The 18,201-nt window shown below is 72.4% G+C and carries 16 protein-coding genes and 1 pseudogene; 10 read left to right on the top strand and 7 right to left on the bottom strand.

All coding sequences use genetic code 11. From position 1 onward, the window contains the following. Positions 1 to 56 precede the first annotated feature (56 nt). On the top strand, positions 57 to 2,135 hold the full coding sequence (locus tag AB0I52_RS26095; protein WP_363076478.1) for a UvrD-helicase domain-containing protein: 2,079 nt from the start codon (positions 57 to 59) through the stop codon (positions 2,133 to 2,135). Between the two features lie 23 nt (positions 2,136 to 2,158). On the opposite strand, the pseudogene AB0I52_RS26090 reads toward AB0I52_RS26095, so the two are convergent. The 3 genes and pseudogenes from AB0I52_RS26090 to AB0I52_RS26080 all read right to left on the bottom strand — a co-directional run. Then, positions 2,159 to 2,374, bottom strand: a pseudogene (locus AB0I52_RS26090) (helix-turn-helix domain-containing protein); the annotation flags it as partial. Between the two features lie 38 nt (positions 2,375 to 2,412). Then, a complete protein-coding gene (locus AB0I52_RS26085) occupies positions 2,413 to 2,550 on the bottom strand; it encodes a hypothetical protein (RefSeq protein WP_363076476.1) in 138 nt (45 codons plus the stop codon). 96 nt (positions 2,551 to 2,646) lie between these two features. Then, positions 2,647 to 2,847, bottom strand: coding sequence for a hypothetical protein (locus AB0I52_RS26080; protein WP_363076474.1), 201 nt, complete (start codon positions 2,845 to 2,847; stop codon positions 2,647 to 2,649). Positions 2,848 to 2,945: 98 nt separating this feature from the next. On the opposite strand from AB0I52_RS26080, the gene AB0I52_RS26075 reads away from it, so the two are divergent. Both AB0I52_RS26075 and AB0I52_RS26070 read left to right on the top strand, forming a co-directional pair. Beyond that, positions 2,946 to 3,392 (top strand): hypothetical protein, encoded by a 447-nt coding sequence (locus tag AB0I52_RS26075; protein WP_363076472.1) that lies wholly within the window; start codon positions 2,946 to 2,948, stop codon positions 3,390 to 3,392. 10 nt (positions 3,393 to 3,402) lie between these two features. Then, entirely contained in the window at positions 3,403 to 4,758 is a 1,356-nt protein-coding gene (locus AB0I52_RS26070; RefSeq protein ID WP_363076470.1) for a hypothetical protein, read from the top strand. A gap of 11 nt (positions 4,759 to 4,769) precedes the next feature. On the opposite strand, the gene AB0I52_RS26065 is transcribed toward AB0I52_RS26070, so the two are convergent. After that, complete coding sequence (locus AB0I52_RS26065; protein WP_363076468.1) at positions 4,770 to 6,968, bottom strand: tetratricopeptide repeat protein; 2,199 nt, start codon at positions 6,966 to 6,968, stop codon at positions 4,770 to 4,772. A 213-nt stretch (positions 6,969 to 7,181) separates the two neighbouring features. On the opposite strand from AB0I52_RS26065, the gene AB0I52_RS26060 reads away from it, so the two are divergent. After that, on the top strand, positions 7,182 to 9,008 hold the full coding sequence (locus AB0I52_RS26060) for an AAA family ATPase (RefSeq protein WP_363076466.1): 1,827 nt from the start codon (positions 7,182 to 7,184) through the stop codon (positions 9,006 to 9,008). Between the two features lie 77 nt (positions 9,009 to 9,085). On the opposite strand, the gene AB0I52_RS26055 is transcribed toward AB0I52_RS26060, so the two are convergent. Beyond that, positions 9,086 to 9,898, bottom strand: coding sequence for a maleylpyruvate isomerase family mycothiol-dependent enzyme (locus tag AB0I52_RS26055; RefSeq protein WP_363076544.1), 813 nt, complete (start codon positions 9,896 to 9,898; stop codon positions 9,086 to 9,088). Between the two features lie 181 nt (positions 9,899 to 10,079). Between AB0I52_RS26055 and AB0I52_RS26050 the strand changes: the two genes are divergently transcribed. The 6 genes from AB0I52_RS26050 to AB0I52_RS26025 all read left to right on the top strand — a co-directional run bounded on the left by AB0I52_RS26050 (position 10,080) and on the right by AB0I52_RS26025 (position 16,801). After that, positions 10,080 to 10,805 (top strand): response regulator transcription factor, encoded by a 726-nt coding sequence (locus AB0I52_RS26050; RefSeq protein WP_363076464.1) that lies wholly within the window; start codon positions 10,080 to 10,082, stop codon positions 10,803 to 10,805. A 67-nt stretch (positions 10,806 to 10,872) separates the two neighbouring features. Beyond that, entirely contained in the window at positions 10,873 to 12,897 is a 2,025-nt protein-coding gene (locus AB0I52_RS26045) for a HAMP domain-containing sensor histidine kinase (protein WP_363076542.1), read from the top strand. Positions 12,898 to 13,022: 125 nt separating this feature from the next. Further along, positions 13,023 to 13,418 (top strand): sortase-dependent protein, encoded by a 396-nt coding sequence (locus AB0I52_RS26040; RefSeq protein WP_363076462.1) that lies wholly within the window; start codon positions 13,023 to 13,025, stop codon positions 13,416 to 13,418. Positions 13,419 to 13,508: 90 nt separating this feature from the next. Continuing rightward, positions 13,509 to 14,183, top strand: a complete 675-nt coding sequence (locus tag AB0I52_RS26035; RefSeq protein WP_363076460.1) for a class F sortase — start codon at positions 13,509 to 13,511, stop codon at positions 14,181 to 14,183. Positions 14,184 to 14,440: 257 nt separating this feature from the next. Continuing rightward, positions 14,441 to 15,421: a sphingomyelin phosphodiesterase gene (gene sph, locus AB0I52_RS26030; protein WP_363076540.1), complete on the top strand. Its 981-nt coding sequence runs from the start codon at positions 14,441 to 14,443 to the stop codon at positions 15,419 to 15,421. A gap of 168 nt (positions 15,422 to 15,589) precedes the next feature. Beyond that, complete coding sequence (locus tag AB0I52_RS26025; protein WP_363076458.1) at positions 15,590 to 16,801, top strand: hypothetical protein; 1,212 nt, start codon at positions 15,590 to 15,592, stop codon at positions 16,799 to 16,801. Between the two features lie 46 nt (positions 16,802 to 16,847). On the opposite strand, the gene rbsD is transcribed toward AB0I52_RS26025, so the two are convergent. Both rbsD and AB0I52_RS26015 read right to left on the bottom strand, forming a co-directional pair. After that, positions 16,848 to 17,237: a D-ribose pyranase gene (gene rbsD / locus AB0I52_RS26020; RefSeq protein ID WP_363076456.1), complete on the bottom strand. Its 390-nt coding sequence runs from the start codon at positions 17,235 to 17,237 to the stop codon at positions 16,848 to 16,850. Then, positions 17,234 to 18,163, bottom strand: a complete 930-nt coding sequence (locus AB0I52_RS26015) for a ribokinase (RefSeq protein ID WP_363076454.1) — start codon at positions 18,161 to 18,163, stop codon at positions 17,234 to 17,236. Before AB0I52_RS26015 ends, rbsD begins: the two co-directional genes overlap by 4 nt. Positions 18,164 to 18,201: the final 38 nt, after the last annotated feature.

Genomic DNA, 18,201 nt, shown 5'->3' with positions numbered 1-18,201 from the left:
GCTGGACTGAAGATCGCCCCACCAGGGACACTTGCCCTCCACTCTGCCGAAAGCCGGTGCTGTCGCACTCACCGGCCAGCACACGCACACACGAACGCCTCACCCTGGAGCAGCTGTTCAAGGATCCCGGACTGAAGCTGGAGAGCCTGAAGCGCGCCCGTGATCCGCACATCCGGACCATCCGGATCGACCAGGGCACGCGGGGTGTCGTCCTCGCACCCGACAGCGGCGACACGTTCGTACTGCTGCGCGTGATGCCGCACGACAAGGCGATCGACTGGGCCATCAAGCAGAAGGCCAGCATCAACACCATGACCCGGGCCGTCGAAATCCGCGACATCGGGATGCTCGACGAGCTCACACCCGCCTACGAACGCATCGCGGCCGCCCCCGACCAGCGGCTGTTCGCGAAGGTGTCCGACGGGGACCTGACAGCACTCGGCATCGACGGGACGACACTGCGCCAGGCCCGCGCCCTCACCAACCCGGAACAGCTGGAGGTCTTCGCGCCGTACTTCCCGCAGGACCAGCGTGAGGTCCTCGAATACCTCGCCGCGGGATTCACCGTGGAGGAGGTGTGGCGGGACGTGGTGTCTGTCAGTCTCTCCTCCACACCCGCCGACACCACGCCGGTGGACACCGCCGACTTCGCGACCGCCATCCAGCGCACCGGCACCCGCATCGCCCTCATCACCGCGTCCGACGAGCTCCGCGACGTCCTCGACAAGCCGTTCGCCGCCTGGCGCGTCTTCCTGCACCCCTCCCAGCACAAGGTCGCCTACCGGGCCAGCTACTCAGGGCCGGCCCAGGTCACCGGCGGCCCCGGCACGGGCAAGACCGTCGTCGCGCTGCACCGGGTGCGGCACCTTCTGCGGTTCCTGCGCGACGGTGAGCGCATCCTGCTGACCACGTACACCAACGTTCTCGTCGACGCGCTGCGCAGCGGTCTCGCCGCCCTCGTCGAGGACGCGCACCTGCGCGACCGGGTGGACATCACCACCGTGGACGCGCTGGCCAGCCGGGTCGTCGCCACGTCGCGCCGCCCGCTGCGGGGTGGCGAGGAGCAGACACGCTGGGAGCAGGCCGCGGGTACCACCGGCTTCACCGGCACCGCTCAGTTCCTCGCCCAGGAGTACAAGCACGTCGTCCTCGCCCAGAACCTGAAGAGTCTGGAGGAGTACGAAGCCGCCGACCGGCCGGGACGGGGCAGCCGGCTCCGGGTCGCCGAACGGCCGGTGGTGTGGCGCACGATCCAGGCGTTCTCCGACGGGCTCGCCGCCGACGGGCTGCGCACCCATCTGGGGACGTGTGCGGAAGCTGCCGACCTGCTCGAAGCGCGGCAGCCCCTGTATCGGCACATCGTCGTGGACGAGGCCCAGGATCTCCACCCGGCGCAGTGGCGGCTCCTGCGCGCCGCCGCCCCGGCGCGCCCCGACGATCTGTTCATCGCCGGAGACCCTCACCAGCGGATCTACGACTCGAAGGTGTCGCTGAAGGCCCTCGGCATCAAGGTCTCCGGCCGCTCGACGAAGATGCGGAAGAACTACCGCAGTACGCACGAGATCCTGAGCTGGTCCACTGCGTTGCTCGTCGGGCGGCCTTTCGCGCAACTGGAGGATGACAACCGCAACGAGACGCTGCTGGGCTACCGATCCGCGCTCCACGGGAACGGTCCGGTGGTGCACGGGGCCGCTTCGGCGGACGCGGAACTGGACGCGCTCGTCACACAGATCCGCGCCTGGACGGAGGCCGGTGTCAGCCCCGGCGACATCGGCGTCAGCGCACGCTTCAACAAGAACTGCACCAAGGCGATCGAACGGCTGACGGCCGCAGGTATCCCCGCAGCACCACTGCGGTCCGAAGCCACCGAGGATGCGCCCGGCGTACGCATCGGAACCATGCACTCCTTCAAGGGGCTGGAGTTCCGCTGCGTGGCGGTGATCGGCGTGCACGACGGAGCCCTGCCCTACCCGGGGGCCGTGACACCGGCCGATGTGGACCGGCTCCAGCGCGAGGCGGATCTGATGGCTGAGCGCTGCCTGCTCTTCGTCGCCTGCACCCGGGCCCGGGACGGCCTGTACGTGTCCTGGACGGGGGTGCCGAGCCCGTTCCTGGTCGAGGCCGGTGCCGCATGAGGACGAACGAGCACGGCCTCCAGCAGGGTCTCCTTGCCCGGGAAGTGCCGGTACACCGTGCGGGCGCCGACCCTCGCCTGCCGTGCGATCGCACTGCTCCGGGAAATGGGTTGTCCCCCAGGCCCCCTGGGGGACAACCCCCAGGAAAGTCGGGGAGAAACCGAGTCGTGGGGAGGACGCCGGGTCCGTAGGTTCTGGGGTGAGATCTTCGTACCGCCCCACACAGCCTCCGGAGGCATCTCGTGACCGCCCCGACCCACCAGCCGACACGCACGCCTCACGCGCTGGTCGCGGCCTTCGTGCGCTTCGTGGTCTGCGGCGGTGGGGTCGGGGTCGCCTCCAGCGGGGTGCTGGTCCTGCTCCATGACCGGATGCCGCTGGCGGTGGCGAACGCTCTGGTGACGGTCGTGTCCACGGTGATAGCGACCGAGCTGCACAGCCGGATCTCGTTCCGGAGCGGGCGCCGGGGATGGGGTGTCCATCTTCAGTCCGGGCTGACTGTCGCGGTGAGTTACGCGTTCACGACCGGGGCGCTGCTCTGCCTGTACGCGTTCCGGTCCGAGCCGTCGGCGCTGGTCGAGCAGAGCGTGTACCTGTCGGCGTCGGCGCTCGCCGGGGTCGGCCGGTTCGCGCTGCTGCGGGTGGTGGTCTTCGGGGAGCGGAAGGCCGGCAGGCCGCGTGCCGGGGTGCTCGGCAGGACTTCCGTTTCCATGGCCGCTGACACGGAAGGGCGGACCGTCCTCCTCGCTCGCGCCTGCCGTGGGCACCGATTGGATATCGTGGATGGTCGGCCGGGCAGTCGCGCGGCCCGTGAGTCAAGTGGGCGGGGCGCAGGTGGCACAGGAGCGGGCCGGATGGGTGCGGGTGCCGGTCGGGGACGGTGCGGTGCGGTGGGCCACACGTGGGAAGTGTCTGCGGGTGCTGGTCGTCGTGCACAACGTGACCTCCGCCACGCGGCTCCTCGACGTGCTGCCGCTCTTCGACGGCGATCTGCGGATTCAGCTCCTCGCCACCTGCCCGGAGTCCTCCGCGTTCTCGGCCGGCACGGCCGATCTCCTGGCCGGGACCGGAGTGCCGGTGCTGCCGTGGGATCAGGCCGTCGAGACGCCGGTGGACCTGGCCGTCTCCGCCAGCTTCGGCGGCCAACTGGAGTTTTTGCGCGGGAAGTTGACCATCCTTTCGCATGGTGTCGGATATACTAAGAGGCTGGCTACACCGGACACCGGACACCGGATCGGGATCGGGATCGGGGGCTGATGCCGCACCCGTGTTCGGTCAGGCTCCGCAGTGGGTCCTGGCCAATGGCGTGCCCATCGCGGACGCCCTCGTCCTCTCCCATCCCGAGCAGTGCGACCGGCTGCGCGCCGCGTGCCCCGAGGCCGCGCCGACCGCCGTGCTCGCCGGTGATCCCTGCTTCGACCGTGTGCTCGCCGCCCGTCCCTACCGCGAGCGGTTCCGCCGGGCGCTCGGGGTACGGGCGGGACAGCGGCTGATCGTCCTCAACTCCACGTGGAATCCGGAGTCCTTCTTCGGGGACGGCGGCGCGGGCGGCGACGACCTGCTGCCCGCACTGCTGCCTCGGCTCGCACGCGAGTTCCCCGTGGACGAGTACCGGTTCGCCGCCGTTCTGCACCCCAACATCTGGCACGGCCACGGTCCCGGTCAGGTCCGGGCCTGGCTCGACCGGGCGCGGCGCTGCGGGCTGGTGCTGATCGATCCGCTGGAGGGGTGGCGGCAGGCCCTGGTGGCGGCCGACGCGGTGGTCGGGGACCACGGGTCCGTCACCTTCTACGCGGCGGCGCTCGGCACTCCGGTGCTGCTGGCGGCGGCTCCGCTGCACGAACTCGATCCCGGGGCACCGGTCTCCGACTTCATGCGGGAGGCTCCCCGGCTCGATCCCGGTGCGCCGCTGCGCGAGCAGATCGACCGGCTCATCGAGCACCATCGGCCGCTGCCTGGGCCCGCCGCGTACACGACCTCTGTGCCGGGTGAGGCCGCGGTCCGGCTGCGGACCCTGTTCTACTCGATGATGGGTGCGGCGGAGCCGGAGTGGCCCGCCTCGCTGGAGCCGTTGCCGCTGCCGGGCCACGAGCCCGTGTCCGTCACGGCTCCCGTCCATGTACTGACCCGGGTGCCGCGTCCGGGCGAGGTCGTGGTGACCCGTTGGGCGGGTTCCCCGCCGGCCGCCGAGTGCGTCGGCGGGGAGGTGCACGTCGCCGTGCACGAGGACACCCGTGACGTGGACCAGTTGGAGCTGGCCGACGTCATCTTCCGGGACGGCCTGCCCGACGATCCTCGCTTCGGGTCTCCGGCCATCTGGACGGAGGAGGTGTTGCGGCGCCATCCCGGGTGTGCGCTGGCCGCCTTCACGGTCGGCCCTGCCGAGTGTGTCGTCCGGCTGCGGGGCGGGGAGCCGCTGCGTCTGCTGTCCTCGCCGGAGGCCGCGGTGGACCCCGCCACCGGCGCCTCGGCCCTCCATGCGCTGCTGGGGGCCGGGGAAGCCGACGGCGACGTCACGGCGACGCGGCTCGCGAACCTGTTGGCCGACGGCGGGTTCGCGGTCCGCGTCGGGGCCCGGCGGGTGCGGGTGCGGGTGCGGGTCGCCGGCCTCCATCCCGGGTGACGCCGTTCAGTTCAGCCCGTGCCGCGCTCCTCGGCCGTGCAGCGCTCGCGCATGGACCGCAGATGGGCCACGTGGTACTCGGCGCTCTGGCCGCTCAGCGTCGTGAACGCCGCCTCGATCAGCGGGCGTGCGGCCGCGGTGTCCGACTCGTCCAGCCAGGTCTCGGCCAGGTCGGTCAGGGTCCGGGCCGTGTTGTACGTGTCCTCCTGCGCCCGGAAGCGGCTCAGCGCCGTCCCCAGTCGGTCCCGGGACTCCTCGAACCTCCCGAGGCCGCGCAGGGCCCGGCCCCGGTGGCGTTGCAGCAGGGCACGTGCGCGGGGGACGTCGGCGGTCCCTTCGTCCTGAGCCCCCATCGTGATCAGGACGGCGTCCGCCGCCTCGAAGCACTCGTAGGCCTCCTGGAACCGCCACTGCCGCAGCCGCAGCAGTCCGAGGAACTCCGTTGCCGAAGCGTGGCCCCGCTTGTGGCCCGCCGCCTCCTCGGCCCGCGCGGCCGCGAGTGCCTCCGCCTCCGCCTCGTCCCAGTGGCGCAGTTCGGTCAGCGTGTGCGCGAGTTGGGCGTGCAGTGCTCCCGCGTCCGCCGATCCCGGCAGGTGGGTGTCGGCGAGCCGTGCTCCGATGCGCAGTGCGGGCAGCAGCATCTCGTGGCGGCCGGCCTTGAGTTGCAGCGGCCACAGGGAACGGCACAGCCGTACGGCCGAGGCCGGGTCGCCCGATTCCTCGGCGCAGTGGACGGCCTGGACCAGATTGCCGCACTCGGCGATCAGTGCGTCGAGCGCCTCGCCCTGGCTCTCGAAGTCCGGGGTTTCGAACGCCGGGGTTCCCGGGGCCGGGGTTCCGGGAGTCGAGCCGCGGCGGTTTGCCGAGGGTGCGGGGACCCGCCAGCTCTCCGGCAGCGCCTGATGGGCCACGGACATCGACAGATCGACATACCAGCGCAGGGCTCGGGCCATCGCCGCCGAGCACGCGGCGATGCCGTCCTCCTGCACGGCGACGGCCTCGGCGTGTCCGCGTACCGCGGGGCGGTAGTGGTAGCGGGCCTGGCCGTCAGCGGTGGTGTTGTGCTCCAGCAGGAGCCCTTCCGCCAGTTCGTCCAGTCGTCGCGCGGCGTCCTCGGGCGTCGTTCCGGTCGCGTGCGCGGCCACCGCCGCGTCGAGGGCGGGCCAGTCGCGTACCGCCATCAGGCGGTACACCTTCGCCGTCCCCGGTTCCAGCAAGCGGTAGGTGTCCTGCGCCGCCGCCCGTACGGGGTCGGCGCCAGCAGCCGGGCCGGAGGCGGGTTCGGTGAGGCGGGGCGCCGCCGCGCGCAGGGCGTACGGCGATCCGCCGCACCGGGCGAGGACGGAGGGCAGGGTGGCGCGGGCCGCGGCGATCGCCGGCTTGTCCAGGAGCTGGGTCAGCAGTCGTACCGCGTCCTTGTCCGTCAGCGGGCCGACGGGAACGCGTACCGCGTCGACGCCGGGGAACGGACGGCGGGCCACCACGATCATGAACACAGCGGGCGCTGAGGTGAGGAGCGGCCGGATCTGGGCGGCCGAGTGCACATGGTCCAGGACGATCAGCAGCTTCCGGTCCGCCACGCAACGGCGGAAGAACTCGCTCAGCTCTCCGGCCGAGGTCGGCATCTCCTCGTCCCGGACACCGAGTTGGCGCAGCAGGCTGCGCAGTACGGTCCCCGCGTCGCGTGCGGCAGCGGTGCCGCCGGCCAGGTCCGCGTAGAGCTGCCCGTCCGGGAACATGGCCGCCTGGCGTACTCCCCAGTGCACCGCCAGCGTGCTGGTCCCCATGCCCTCGGCGCCGTGCACCAGGGCCAGTCTCGGCGTTCCGTCAGCACGGCGCGACGCCTCGCGGTCGAGGCTCTTCAACGCCTCCTTGCGGTCGGTGAAGAACCTTATGGAGGCGGGGAGGCCCGGCTGCCCGGTGCCGGGGGCGAAGTCCGCTCCCGGACCTCGGCCGCCGGCGCTCACCCGGCTCGCGAACGCCATCCACGAGGCGGCGAGTCGGGGGTCGCCGCGGAGCCGGTCGGACACCATGCGGGCCACCGCGTCCAGTTCGTCCGGTGCGGTGGGCGCCGGGATCTCGCGGCCGGCGATGCGGCGGACGAATCCGCCCGTCGACTCCCACGCCCATCTTCCGGCCTCGTTGGCCATTCCCGAGCCGACCGCACCGAGCACCGCCGTAACGGCCGTCAGCGAAATGGGATCCAGCATGTCGCGCACTCCCCGTTCCCGGTGTTCCGCGCGATGCGCCCTCCCCGGCATCGCCGCTGCCACCGTGCAGTTGCAATCTACCGAGTCGGGCGCCGCCCCGTGCGGCACCGCGCGACACAGCCGGGTTGGCTATCCTGACGACCGTTCAGGTGATCACGGTGGCCGTGCGGGCCCGCGGCACGGGCCGCGCACTCGCCGGAGGGGGAGAGACACGTGCGGGGTGCAGCGGCGAGCCGGGGCTCGGTCAGGAAGGCCGAGCAGGCGTGGAATCAGGCGATGCTGCTGATGCGGCAGGGGGACACCGCGGGGGCGTCCGCGCAGTTCGCACTGGCCACGTCCCACGATCCCGCCGCCGCCGACGCGTGGCTCGGCCTCCATGCGACCGGGCAGGATCAGCAGCGGGCGCTGGACGCCATGCTGCGGACCTCCGGGGCCTTCGGCGCGCTGCGCACGAAGTCCGGGATGCCCCTCCGGTCCACGTTCCAGATCGGCCATTACGTCACCTTCCGCCTGGAGAACGCACGCGATCTGTGGCTGGCCGCGATGTCCTCGCTCCTGGACAACGGCCGGCTCGACGAGGCCTGGGCCGGGCTGTCCACCGCACAACTGGACTGTGACGAGACGCGGTTCGTCTACACGCGGTACGCGTTCCTCAAAGAGGACTGGGCCCTGGTACTGAGGTTCGCCACCGGAATCGGTGACGCGTTCCTGCGCGACGAGTCGCAGTTGTACGTCGGTGCGTCGCTCTTCGCCCAGGGCGTCCACCACGAGGCGCTGAACGTGCTCGCTCCGCTCCCCGGGAAGCTGGAGAAGGGGAGCAGGTTCGATGCCGAGACCAAGTACTTCATGGGGCGGTCACTGGAGGAGCTGGGGCGGAAGGAGGACGCCCTGAAGCGGTACCAGTACGCCTTCCGGTGTTCGCCGGACCTCTTCGACGTGGATGTCCGCGCCCAGGCCCGCCCGGCGCCGGCCCCCGCCGCCCCGCTCACCCCCGAGGACGCACCGGACGTCGCTCCCGCGCGCCGCTCCGATGAGCCGGCGCCGTCCGTTCCGGCCTCGGCGGGCTCTCCCTCGCCGCAGACCGGGCCCGGTGGCGGCGCGGAGAGCGGCAGCGGGGAGGGGCTGTCGGCGCAGGAGCGGGCCGCCCTGCTGGCCGAGGCCAGGGAGTCCCTCGACGGCATGATCGGCCTGGAACCGGTGAAGCGCCAAGTGCTCACCCTCATGGCCCAGTTGCGCATGGCCGCGCTGCGGGAGGAGCAGGGCCTTCCCGGGGGTGCCAAGCCCCGGCACTTCGTCTTCGCGGGGCCGCCGGGTACCGGCAAGACGACGGTGGCCCGCATCATCGGCAAGGTCTTCGCCGGGCTCGGTCTGTTGAGGTCCGGTCATGTGATCGAGGCCCAGCGCGTCGATCTGGTGGGGCAGCACCTCGGCTCCACGGCCATCAAGACCACCCAGGTCATCGACTCGGCGCTGAACGGGGTGCTGTTCATCGACGAGGCGTACGCCCTGTCCAACAGCGGTTACAGCGGCGGCGACGCGTTCGGGGACGAGGCGATGCAGGTCCTCCTGAAGCGGGCCGAGGACGACCGGGACCGGCTCGTCGTCGTCCTCGCCGGGTACCGCGCCGAGATGGCCGAGCTGCTCGCGAGCAACCCCGGACTGGTCTCCCGCTTCAACACGCGCGTCGACTTCCCCTCGTACTCCGCGGAGGAACTCGTCCTCATCGCCCGGTCCGTGCTGGCCTCACAGGGCGACGAGCCCGATGCCGGGGCCGTCGACGTCCTCGGTTCCCTGTGCGCGGCGATCGTGGACGGCGGGATGGCCGACACCGTGGGCAACGCCCGGTTCGCACGTGAGCTCTGTCAGAAGGCCTCCGCGCAACGGGACCTGCGGCTGTACGCCGCACACGCCGACAGCACACCGACCCGGGAGGAGATGGTCACCGTACTCGCCCGGGACGTGGTCGCCGCACACGATGAGCTCATGGAGTCCCACGGTCTCGCGGGTGAGGCCGAGGGAGCGGGTGGCAGCGGCGGGTAGCCGGTGCCGGCCTGCCACCGCCCGCCTCGTCACGGCGCCGTGCACCCGCTTCGACACGGCACCCGTGCGTCCGCCTCTCACGGCGCCGTGAAGTACTCCGGGAAGCGCGGCCCGAGCCACGGCCTGCGTCCCCAGGCGAGGACCCGTCCCCTGGCCATGGCGCCCGCCGGGGCGATACGGCCGAGCGCCATCAGCAGGAACGTGACGGGCTCGATGGAGATCGTGCAGTCCGGGCGGTCCGGCGGCCGGTGGCCCACCGTCACCGCGCCGTCGGTGAAGGTCACCCCGAAGCGGTCGCCGCCCCACAGCCGGACCGTGTAGCGGGCGGTGAGACCCGCCGTGGCCCCGGCGTCGGTCACCCGGGGCATGGCCCGGACGAGGAAGGGCAGGGTCAGCCCGGCTCTGGGCCGGTCGACCATGTGCGGGCGCCTCAGTGCCCTCGCCAGGTCGTAGCCGTGGCCCAGCATGTGCGTCAGGAGGTAGGAGCCGAGGACGGCGCGGTTCATCGGACCCATCGGCGTCATCAGCTCCTCGTCCGCGGGGTGTTCGGCCACCGCGTCGAGGAACGCGGCGGTCTGCGCCACGATCATCGCGGCCAGCGGCTCGCCCGCGCGCTCGCCGAAGGCCGCGAGGGCCCGCTGGTTCGCTGCGGCCAGGCCCTGCGGGGTGCCGTCCCCGTAGTCGCGCGCGTGCCCGGCGGCCACCTCCGCCATCAGCTGGTTGGCCTGCGCGAGATGTGCCGCCGCCTCCCCCACGGTCCACTCCGACCTGGGAACCGGCGGCCCGGTGTCGGGGGCGTCGCGCAGCAACGCCGCGATCTCGGCGGCCGTCGCCCGTATCGCGTCGGCCAGCCCCTCGGGCAGCCTGTCCCGTATGCCGTGCTCCGCCACCGGCTCCACCCTGTTACCGCCCTCGTGAACGCCGTGCCCCGTGCGTACGGATCCTGCCTCCGTGCCCACGCGCACGGACCTGCCGCGCACACCTGTTACCTGCGGGTACACAAGAGCAGGTCGCGGACCCCGCGGGCAAGAGGTCGGCGGCCGCAGTTCGAACCCCTCTACGATCAACGGCGTGTGCGCAAACGTGATCGTCGCTGAAGACGACGAGAAGCAGGCCGAACTCCTCCGCCGATACCTCGAACGGGAAGGTCACTCCGTCACCCTCGTCGGCGACGGCCTCGCGGCCCTCGACCTGGTCAGACACCGGGAGCCGGACCTGCTGGTCCTCGATGTGATGATGCCCCGGGCCGACGGCCTGGATGTGGTGCGTGTCCTGCGCGCCGAGTGCCGGGAGTTGCCCGTACTCATGCTGACGGCCCGCGCGACCGAGGACGATCTGCTGCTCGGACTCGATCTGGGCGCGGACGACTACGTGACCAAGCCGTACAGCCCACGTGAGCTGATGGCCCGGGTCCGTACGCTGCTGCGCCGCAGCAGACGCGCCACGGGCGGCGAACCGGCCGATGCCGCACTGCTGACGGTCGGAGCGCTGGTTGTCGATCCGACCCGGCACGTGGTGTCGGTCGGCGGCGCGGCCGTGGAGTGCACCCCCGGTGAGTTCAGGATCCTCGCCGCGCTCGCGACCGAGCCCGACCGGGTCTTCTCCCGGCAGCAACTGCTCGCGGAACTGCACGGCTTCGACCGGTACATCAGCGATCGGACGGTCGATGTGCACATCATGAACCTGCGCAAGAAGATAGAACCCGCCCCGCGCCGGCCGGCCCGGCTGCTCACCGTCTTCGGTGTCGGATACAAGCTGACGGACCCGGCGAAGGCTGCGGCACGTGCGTCGTCGTAGCGGAGGGCGCCACAACGACGGGGCACACAGCGCCTCCCCCGGCTCCGAGCGGCGGGCGCGGCTGCCGTTGCGCAAGAGCCTCTTCGCCCGGCTGCTGGCCGTATCGGCACTCGTGGCGGCGTGTTCGGTGGCTGCCACCGCCTGGCTCGCCGTACAGACGACGTCCGGCGCGATCAGGCAGGAACAGGGGCAGAACCTCACGGCCGATGCCCGGATCTACCAGAGCCTGCTCGGTTACGCGGCGGCTCATCCCACCTGGGAGGGCGTCGGGGGCACGGTGCGTGAGCTGGCCAAGAAGTCCGGCCGGCGGATCGCGCTGACGACGGAGCGGCGCGATCCGCTCGCCGACTCGGCCGACCCGGAGTCGTCGGCCGCCCTGCCGGCGCAGGCCTCGGCGATCGTCGACCCGCTGTCGGTGGACACCGCGCTGGCCGCCGAGACCGCGGGCGCCTCCGGCGCTCCGGCCGACCGGGTCGATCCGCGAGCGGTCGGGCCGTTCCGGCTGCCCGCCTCGGAACGGGCGGAGCTGCAACAGATCGCCGAACGGAACGTGGCCTGCCTCAGCGAGTCCGGGATCGCCTCGGACGTGGTCCGCAGCGCGAGCGGTCGCCCTCGCATCCAGGTGGTGGGCAACGACCCCGACCGCCTCCAGGGCGCTCGCTGCATGACCGATGCCCTGGACAGTCCGACGGCGACCGAGAAGAAGGCGCTGAAGTCCCTCAACCAGCTGGCCGACGCCTGTCTGAAGCGCCAGGGCCGCCCCGGCGTGCAGCTCAAGCTCGATCTGTCCTGGGGGCAGGCTCCGGAGCCCCGGCCCGCGGAAGCGCGCGCCAGTATGGCGCCCAGTCCCATGCCGACCGCCCCGCCCACGACCGCGCCCAGCGTCTCTCCGGACTCCCGCCCCTCGCCCGCCGTCGGCAACGGCGAGGACGGCCGGGCCATCGCCTCCTGCGTCGGCACGGCCCGTCGTGAACAGCTCGGTTCGTACGTCGCCTCGCCCGCCCTGCTGTTCATCAGCGACACCGGCGGCACCACCGTGCCCGGTTTCGATCTCTCACCGGCCAACACCGCCAGGATCGCGGGCACCGCGGCTCTCGTCCTCGCTCTCACCGTCGGCGCCTCGGTACTCGTGGGCGCACGGCTCGTACGCCCGCTGCGCGCGCTGACGGGCGCCGCCCAGCGGATGCGGGACGGCGAGGACAGCGTGCCCGTGCTGGTCGCCGCGGACAACGAGATCGGGCGGCTCGCCGCCACCTTCAACGACATGTCCGCCCACCGCGCCCGGCTGGAGGCCCAGCGCAAGGCCATGGTCAGCGATGTCGCCCATGAACTGCGCACCCCGCTCAGCAACATCCGCGGCTGGCTGGAGGCGGCGCAGGACGGCGTGGCCGAGCCGGACCCGGCGTTCATCGCCTCGCTGCACGAGGAGGCGGTGCAGTTGCAGCACATCATCGACGACCTCCAGGACCTGGCCCAGGCCGACGCGGGCGCGCTGCGGCTGCACCCCGAACCGGTGCGGATCGAGGACCTGCTGAACCAGGTCGCCGCCGCGCACCAGGCCCGCGCCGAGACGGCCGGGGTCGCGCTGACGGTGCTCCCCGCGCCACCGGGCCGCCCGCTCCCGGGGCTGACGGCCGATCCGGTCCGGCTGCGCCAGGCCATCGGCAATCTGGTCTCGAACGCCGTCCGCCACACCCCGTCCGGCGGGAAGGTCACCCTGCGTCCGTACGGCTCCGAGTCCGGGGAAGCGGTGCTGGTGGACGTCACCGACACGGGCAGCGGCATTCCGCCCGAGGACCTCGGCCATGTCTTCGACCGTTTCTGGCGCGGCGAGAAGTCCCGCAGCCGCCGTACGGGAGGCAGCGGGCTGGGCCTGGCGATCGTACGGAAACTCACGGAGGCGCACGACGGTTCGGTCACGGCGGTGAGCGTGCCGGGACAGGGGTCGGCGTTCACACTCCGTCTCCCGGCCGACCGCGGTGGCTCGTCCGGGAACGGTTCGACGGAGGCCGGCTCGACCGACGGTCTCTCAGCCGACGGCCTCTCGACCGACGACCGGGATGGCGGCGGGCGCGGCTCCGAACAGCCCTGATGCGATGACCACAGCGTTCTGACAGTTTCTTCATAACTTCGGGACAGCCTGTCGGCACGCCTCGCACCGCGGTGCGATTCCGCATCGCGGCGCCGTCGGGGCCGACCTGGAACGGAGCCATATCCATGTCCCTGCGCTCGTCCTTGCGTACCGCCGTCCTTGCCGCTGTCGCGGCCGGCGCGGTATGTGTACCCGCCACCTCGGCCTTCGCCGACTCCTCCCCCACCCCCGCGCCCGCGGCCACGCCGTCACAGAGCCCCATGCGCTCCGCCCCCTCCGAGGCCCCCTCCGTCGTACCGTCCGAGGCGCCGCGTGGCGGCGTGGCCGCGGGCGACAGCCCCACACCCGCGGTCCGGCCGACGACCGTGCCGCGCGGCGGAGTCGCCGCGGGCGAGCGCCCGGCCGGCACGTCCGGTGACAACACCGCCGCGGTGACGGGTTCCGCCGTGGCGGCCCTCCTGATCGCGGGTGCCGGAACGGTCGTCCTGCGCCGCCGCTCCACCGGCCGCCGCAACGGCTGACCACCCCTCAGCCGACAAGCCGGCAGTGGCGCCGTCCTGCATCAGGGCGGCGCCACTGCCGTCGGCCGATCTCTTCTGGAGTCTGTCCTCATGCCCCGCACGCCCCAGTTCCTCCGGCGCACCGCGCTGCCGGTGCACGCCTGCCTCGCGCTGACCGCGCTGATCGCGCTGACCGGCTGTTCCGACACCTCCCCGTCCACGTCCTCGGCCGCGACCGGGACCACGGAGTCGGCCGCCACGGCCGGAACTCCCGCCCCCGGCCCGGGAACCGCCTCCGCACCCGCGTCCGGGTCCTCGTCGTCATCCACATCCTCGAAGTCCGCCTCGCCGCCCGTCCATGTCTCCATCCCCTCCCTCGGGATCAACAGCGCGGTCATGCGCCTCGGGCTCAACCCGGACCGCTCGGTCGAGGTGCCGCCCGCCGACAAGGGCATGACGGTCGGCTGGTACACCGGCGGCTCCGTACCCGGCCAGCCGGGCCCCGCCGTGCTGATCGGCCACAACGACACCCGCTACGGCCGGGCCGTGTTCCACGATCTCAAGAAGATCACCAAGGGCGCGGACATCGCCGTCCGCGACGACCGGGGCGCCGAGATCCACTTCAAGGTCACCGGCCGGGAGACGGCGAGCAAGAAGGCGTTCCCGACCGCACGGGTCTACGGACACACCGAGGACCGTGCGCTGCGGCTGATCACCTGCGACGGTTCGTTCGACGCCGCGGGCCACCCCGTGGACAACCTCATCGTGTACGCCGAGAGGGAGTGAAGAACGACCGGTGACGGGTGTCCGGAGGTGGCGGTCAACCAGTGACGGGTGTCCGGAGGTAGCGGTCAACCGGTGACGGGTGTCCGGAGGTGGCGGTCAACCGGTGACGGGCCTCCCGAAGTGACGGCCACCTGATGGACGGTCGCGGGCAGTGCTCCCGGCACCTGCCGTCTACCCACGGGTAACTCCCCCTGGTTTCATGGGTTCCAACATTCTCCCGCCCGCCCCCCATGCACCAGCAGAATCAGGAGCACCCCGTGCCGCACTCCGCGCTCCGCCGTATCTCCGGCGCGACCCTGTCCGCCACGCTCACCGCCGCCGCGCTGGTGGCCGCCGCACCACAGGCGTCGGCCGCCGACGCCCCGCCGCTGCGGGTGCTCACGTACAACACGTTTTTGATGAGCACGAACCTCTACCCGAACTGGGGGCAGGCGCACCGGGCGGCCGAGATACCGAAGGCCGACTTCTTCCGGGGCAATGACGTCGTCGTGCTGGAGGAGGCGTTCGACAACTCCGCGTCGGACGCCCTGACACGCAACGCCTCCGCCCAATACCCGTACCACACACCGGTGGTGGGCCGGAGCAAGAGCGGCTGGGACGCTACCAGCGGGGCCTACTCGTCCGCCACACCGGAGGACGGCGGCGTCACGATCCTGAGCAAGTGGCCGGTCCTCCGTCAGGAGCAGCACATCTACAAGGACGCCTGCGGCAGCGACTGGTGGTCCAACAAGGGCTTCGCCTATGTCGAGTTGAACGTCAATGGGGCGAAGGTGCACGTGGTGGGCACCCACACCCAGTCGACGGACCCGGGCTGTGCGTCGGGCGAGGCGGCCGGGGACCGGGCTCTGCAGTTCCGCCAGATCGACGCGTTCCTCGACGCGAAGAACATCCCCGCCTCGGAACAGGTCATCGTGGCAGGCGACCTCAACGTGGACTCCCACTCCCCCGAGTACGCCTCCATGCTCGCGAACGCCGGGCTGACCGGGGCGGACTCCCGCACCGGGCACCCCTACTCGTTCGACACGCGGGACAACTCGATCGCCGCCGAGCGCTACCCCGACGACCCCCGCGAGGATCTCGACCACGTCCTGCACCGCACGGGGCACGCGAGGCCGGCGGGGTGGACGAACGAGGTGGTGAAGGAGGAGAGCGCGCCGTGGACGGTGTCGAGCTGGGGGACGGACTACACGTACACGAACCTCTCCGATCACTACCCGCTGGTGGCGTCGGGGCGGTAGCCGGCGCACGGCCCCGGCCGTCCCGGGGCCGTCCGGCTTGCCGGGATCAGGAAGCCAAGGGGCCCGGGGGCTGCCGGTCCCGCTTCTTGATGACGGACCGTACCGCGGCGCAAGCTGACCGCGCAGGGGTACGGCTGTCGCGATGCGAGGGGGGCCCGGATGAGGCACATGCCTGTGTTCCGGTGGGTGCTGGCACTCGGCCTGGTGCTGATCGGGTGTTCGCTGGGCGTGTACCTCGCCGCGCCCGGCTTCCCCGAGCTCCGGCAGGTCGACCTCACCGTCCTCGACGAGGCGGCGGACGGGGCGTGCACGGTGCGCTGGACCGACCCCTTCGACCAGCGCGAACGCGAAGGGCCGTACCGGTGCGAGGCCGGCCGCGACCCGATTCTGAAGGCCCCGGCCTTCGACGCGGGCTCCGGGCTCGGCTGGGACAGCGGATTCGTGGTGGCCGAAGGCGCGGACCGAGGTGATCTGTACGCGCTGGATGAGGACTACGGGCCGAGGAACGCGCAGATGCGGACGTCCGACGCGCTGGTGGTGGCAGGGCTCCTCCTGACGATCGCCGGTCTCGTCGGCGGCAACATCCGCTCCGCCGCACGGTTGAGCGGGGTGAGTTCGCGCCTGGTCCGGCGGGCGCAACGGCTCAGCGACGCGGCGGTGGCGGTGGCGGACGACCACGAACGGGCCGTGGAAGCCGTACGGGCGGCCTGGGCACCGCTGCACAGGGAGCTGGTGGCCGAGCGGCTGGGCAGGCTTCCGGTGGCGCGGCTGCGCTGGGCGGTCAGGGGGAGGCCGAGTGCCGACGAGTGGGAGAGGAGCGGCGTCCGGAGCGTGCGGGACGTGCTCGACGCCGGGGTATGGGAGTTGGCCCGGCTGCCCGGAGTGGGGCCCCGCGCGGCCGAGCGCGCGGTTGCCGCCGCGCAGCGGATGTCCGACCGGGCCGACGCCACCGCTGCCGTACGGATCGACTCCGACCGGCCCGAGCCCGGGACCACGGCCCTGCTGGTCGCCCTGCAAGTGCTGGTCGACGGCGGAGCGGCGGCCCGGAGTGCGGCGGCGGAGGGAAGGGCCCTGGCCGAGCGGCTGGAGCCGCTGCTGGCCGACGCCGAGCCGTGCGGTACCTACCGGGAGATGCTGCGTGCCGGACCCGGCCGGCGCGGGCAGGCCCGCGCGTCCGTGACGCGGCTGCGTCAGGAGTTGGACCTGGCCGCACGGACCGGCCTCGCGGACCGGTTCGCGCAGGCGTCGGTGGATCTGCTGCGCGGTCAGAACAGCGATGCGGCCGGGCTGGCCGCGCGGGTGGACTTCGATGCCCGCTCGGCGGAGTACTGCCGGGTACTCGTGGATGTCACGGGCCACGGCGTCGTGCCGACGCGCTGACCGCAGGTCGTGTCCGCGAACCGGTGCGCCCCGCGCGTCGGCGGTCTCAGAAGAACACCCCGCACCTCAGCAGCACATTCGCGTACGGCCGTGCCTCGCCCGTGCGGACCACCAGGCGCGCATCCACCGTGAGTGCCTTGAGCGCCTCGTGGGGGACGTGACTGAGTCGCGGGAGGCGTCCGGTCAGGAGGCGGGCCGTCTCCGGGTTGGCCTCCCGGATCTCCTCGGCCGCCGTCGCGCTCTCCACCACCAGTTCGTCCAGCAGGCCGTCCAGCACCTGCGCGAACGACGGGACGCCCGCCCGGAAGGCCAGGTCGACGATGCGGGGGCCCGGGGGGATGGGCATGCCGACGTCGCAGATCAGAACGCCGTCGCCGTGGCCCAGTTCGGCCAGTGCCCCTGCGAGGTGGCGGTTGAGGATGCCTGACTTCTTCACAGTGCGGAGACCTCCTCCCCGGTGGGGAATGACGCCTGCGCGCCCTCCTTGGTGACGGCGGCCGCGCCGACCCTGACGGCGAAGGCCGCCGCCTCGGGGAGCTCCTCCCCCAGGCCGAGCCGCCAGGCCAGGGCCGCCGTGAACGCGTCGCCCGCGCCCGTCGTGTCCACCGCGTCGACCGCGGGGCTCGGCACCCGTACGCGGTCGCCGGTACGGGTGTCGGCGGTCAGCGCTCCCCCGGCACCCAGGGTGATCACCACCGATCGGGGGCCGAGCGCGGTCAGCGCCCCTGCCCACGACTCGGGGGTGGTGCCCGCTCCAGGGCCCAGGATGAAGCGGGCCTCGTGCTCGTTGACCACCAAGGGGTCGCAGGCCGCCAGCACTTCGGCGGGAAGCGGGGCGGGCGGGGACGGGTTGAGGACGAGGCGGGTTCCGGAGGGCAGGACGCGGGCCGTCTCGGCGACCGTGTCCAGGGGGATCTCCAGTTGGACGGAGACGACCCGGGCGGCGCGGAGCAGTGGGCCCGCCGCCCGGATGTCCTCGGGGGTGAGCCGGGCGTTGGCGCCCGGCGAGACGACGATGCTGTTGTCGCCCGACGGGTCGACCGTGATCAGGGCGACGCCCGTGGGCGCTCCGCCGACGAGGACTCCGGTGGTGTCGACGCCCGCCGACCGCTGCGATTCCAGCAGCAGCCGGCCGTGGGCGTCGTCCCCGACGCGGGCCAGCAGCGCCGTACGGGCTCCGAGCCGGGCGGCGGCCACCGCCTGGTTGGCGCCCTTGCCGCCCGGGTGGACGGCCAGGTCGGAGCCGAGCACCGTCTCCCCCGGTGCCGGGCGCCGGTCGACGCCGACGACCAGGTCGGCGTTGGCCGAGCCGACGACCAGGAGGTCGTACCGGGCGGGACCGGAGTCCTCGTTCTCGTACATCGGTTGCTACTGCCTTCCTTGGACTGCGTGGTCAGGAC

This window comes from Streptomyces sp. NPDC050423, from assembly GCF_040655445.1.
Classification (GTDB): Bacteria; Actinomycetota; Actinomycetes; order Streptomycetales; family Streptomycetaceae; genus Streptomyces.
Note: the sequence above shows the minus strand (reverse complement) of the source record. Positions and strands in the feature narration are given on the sequence as shown.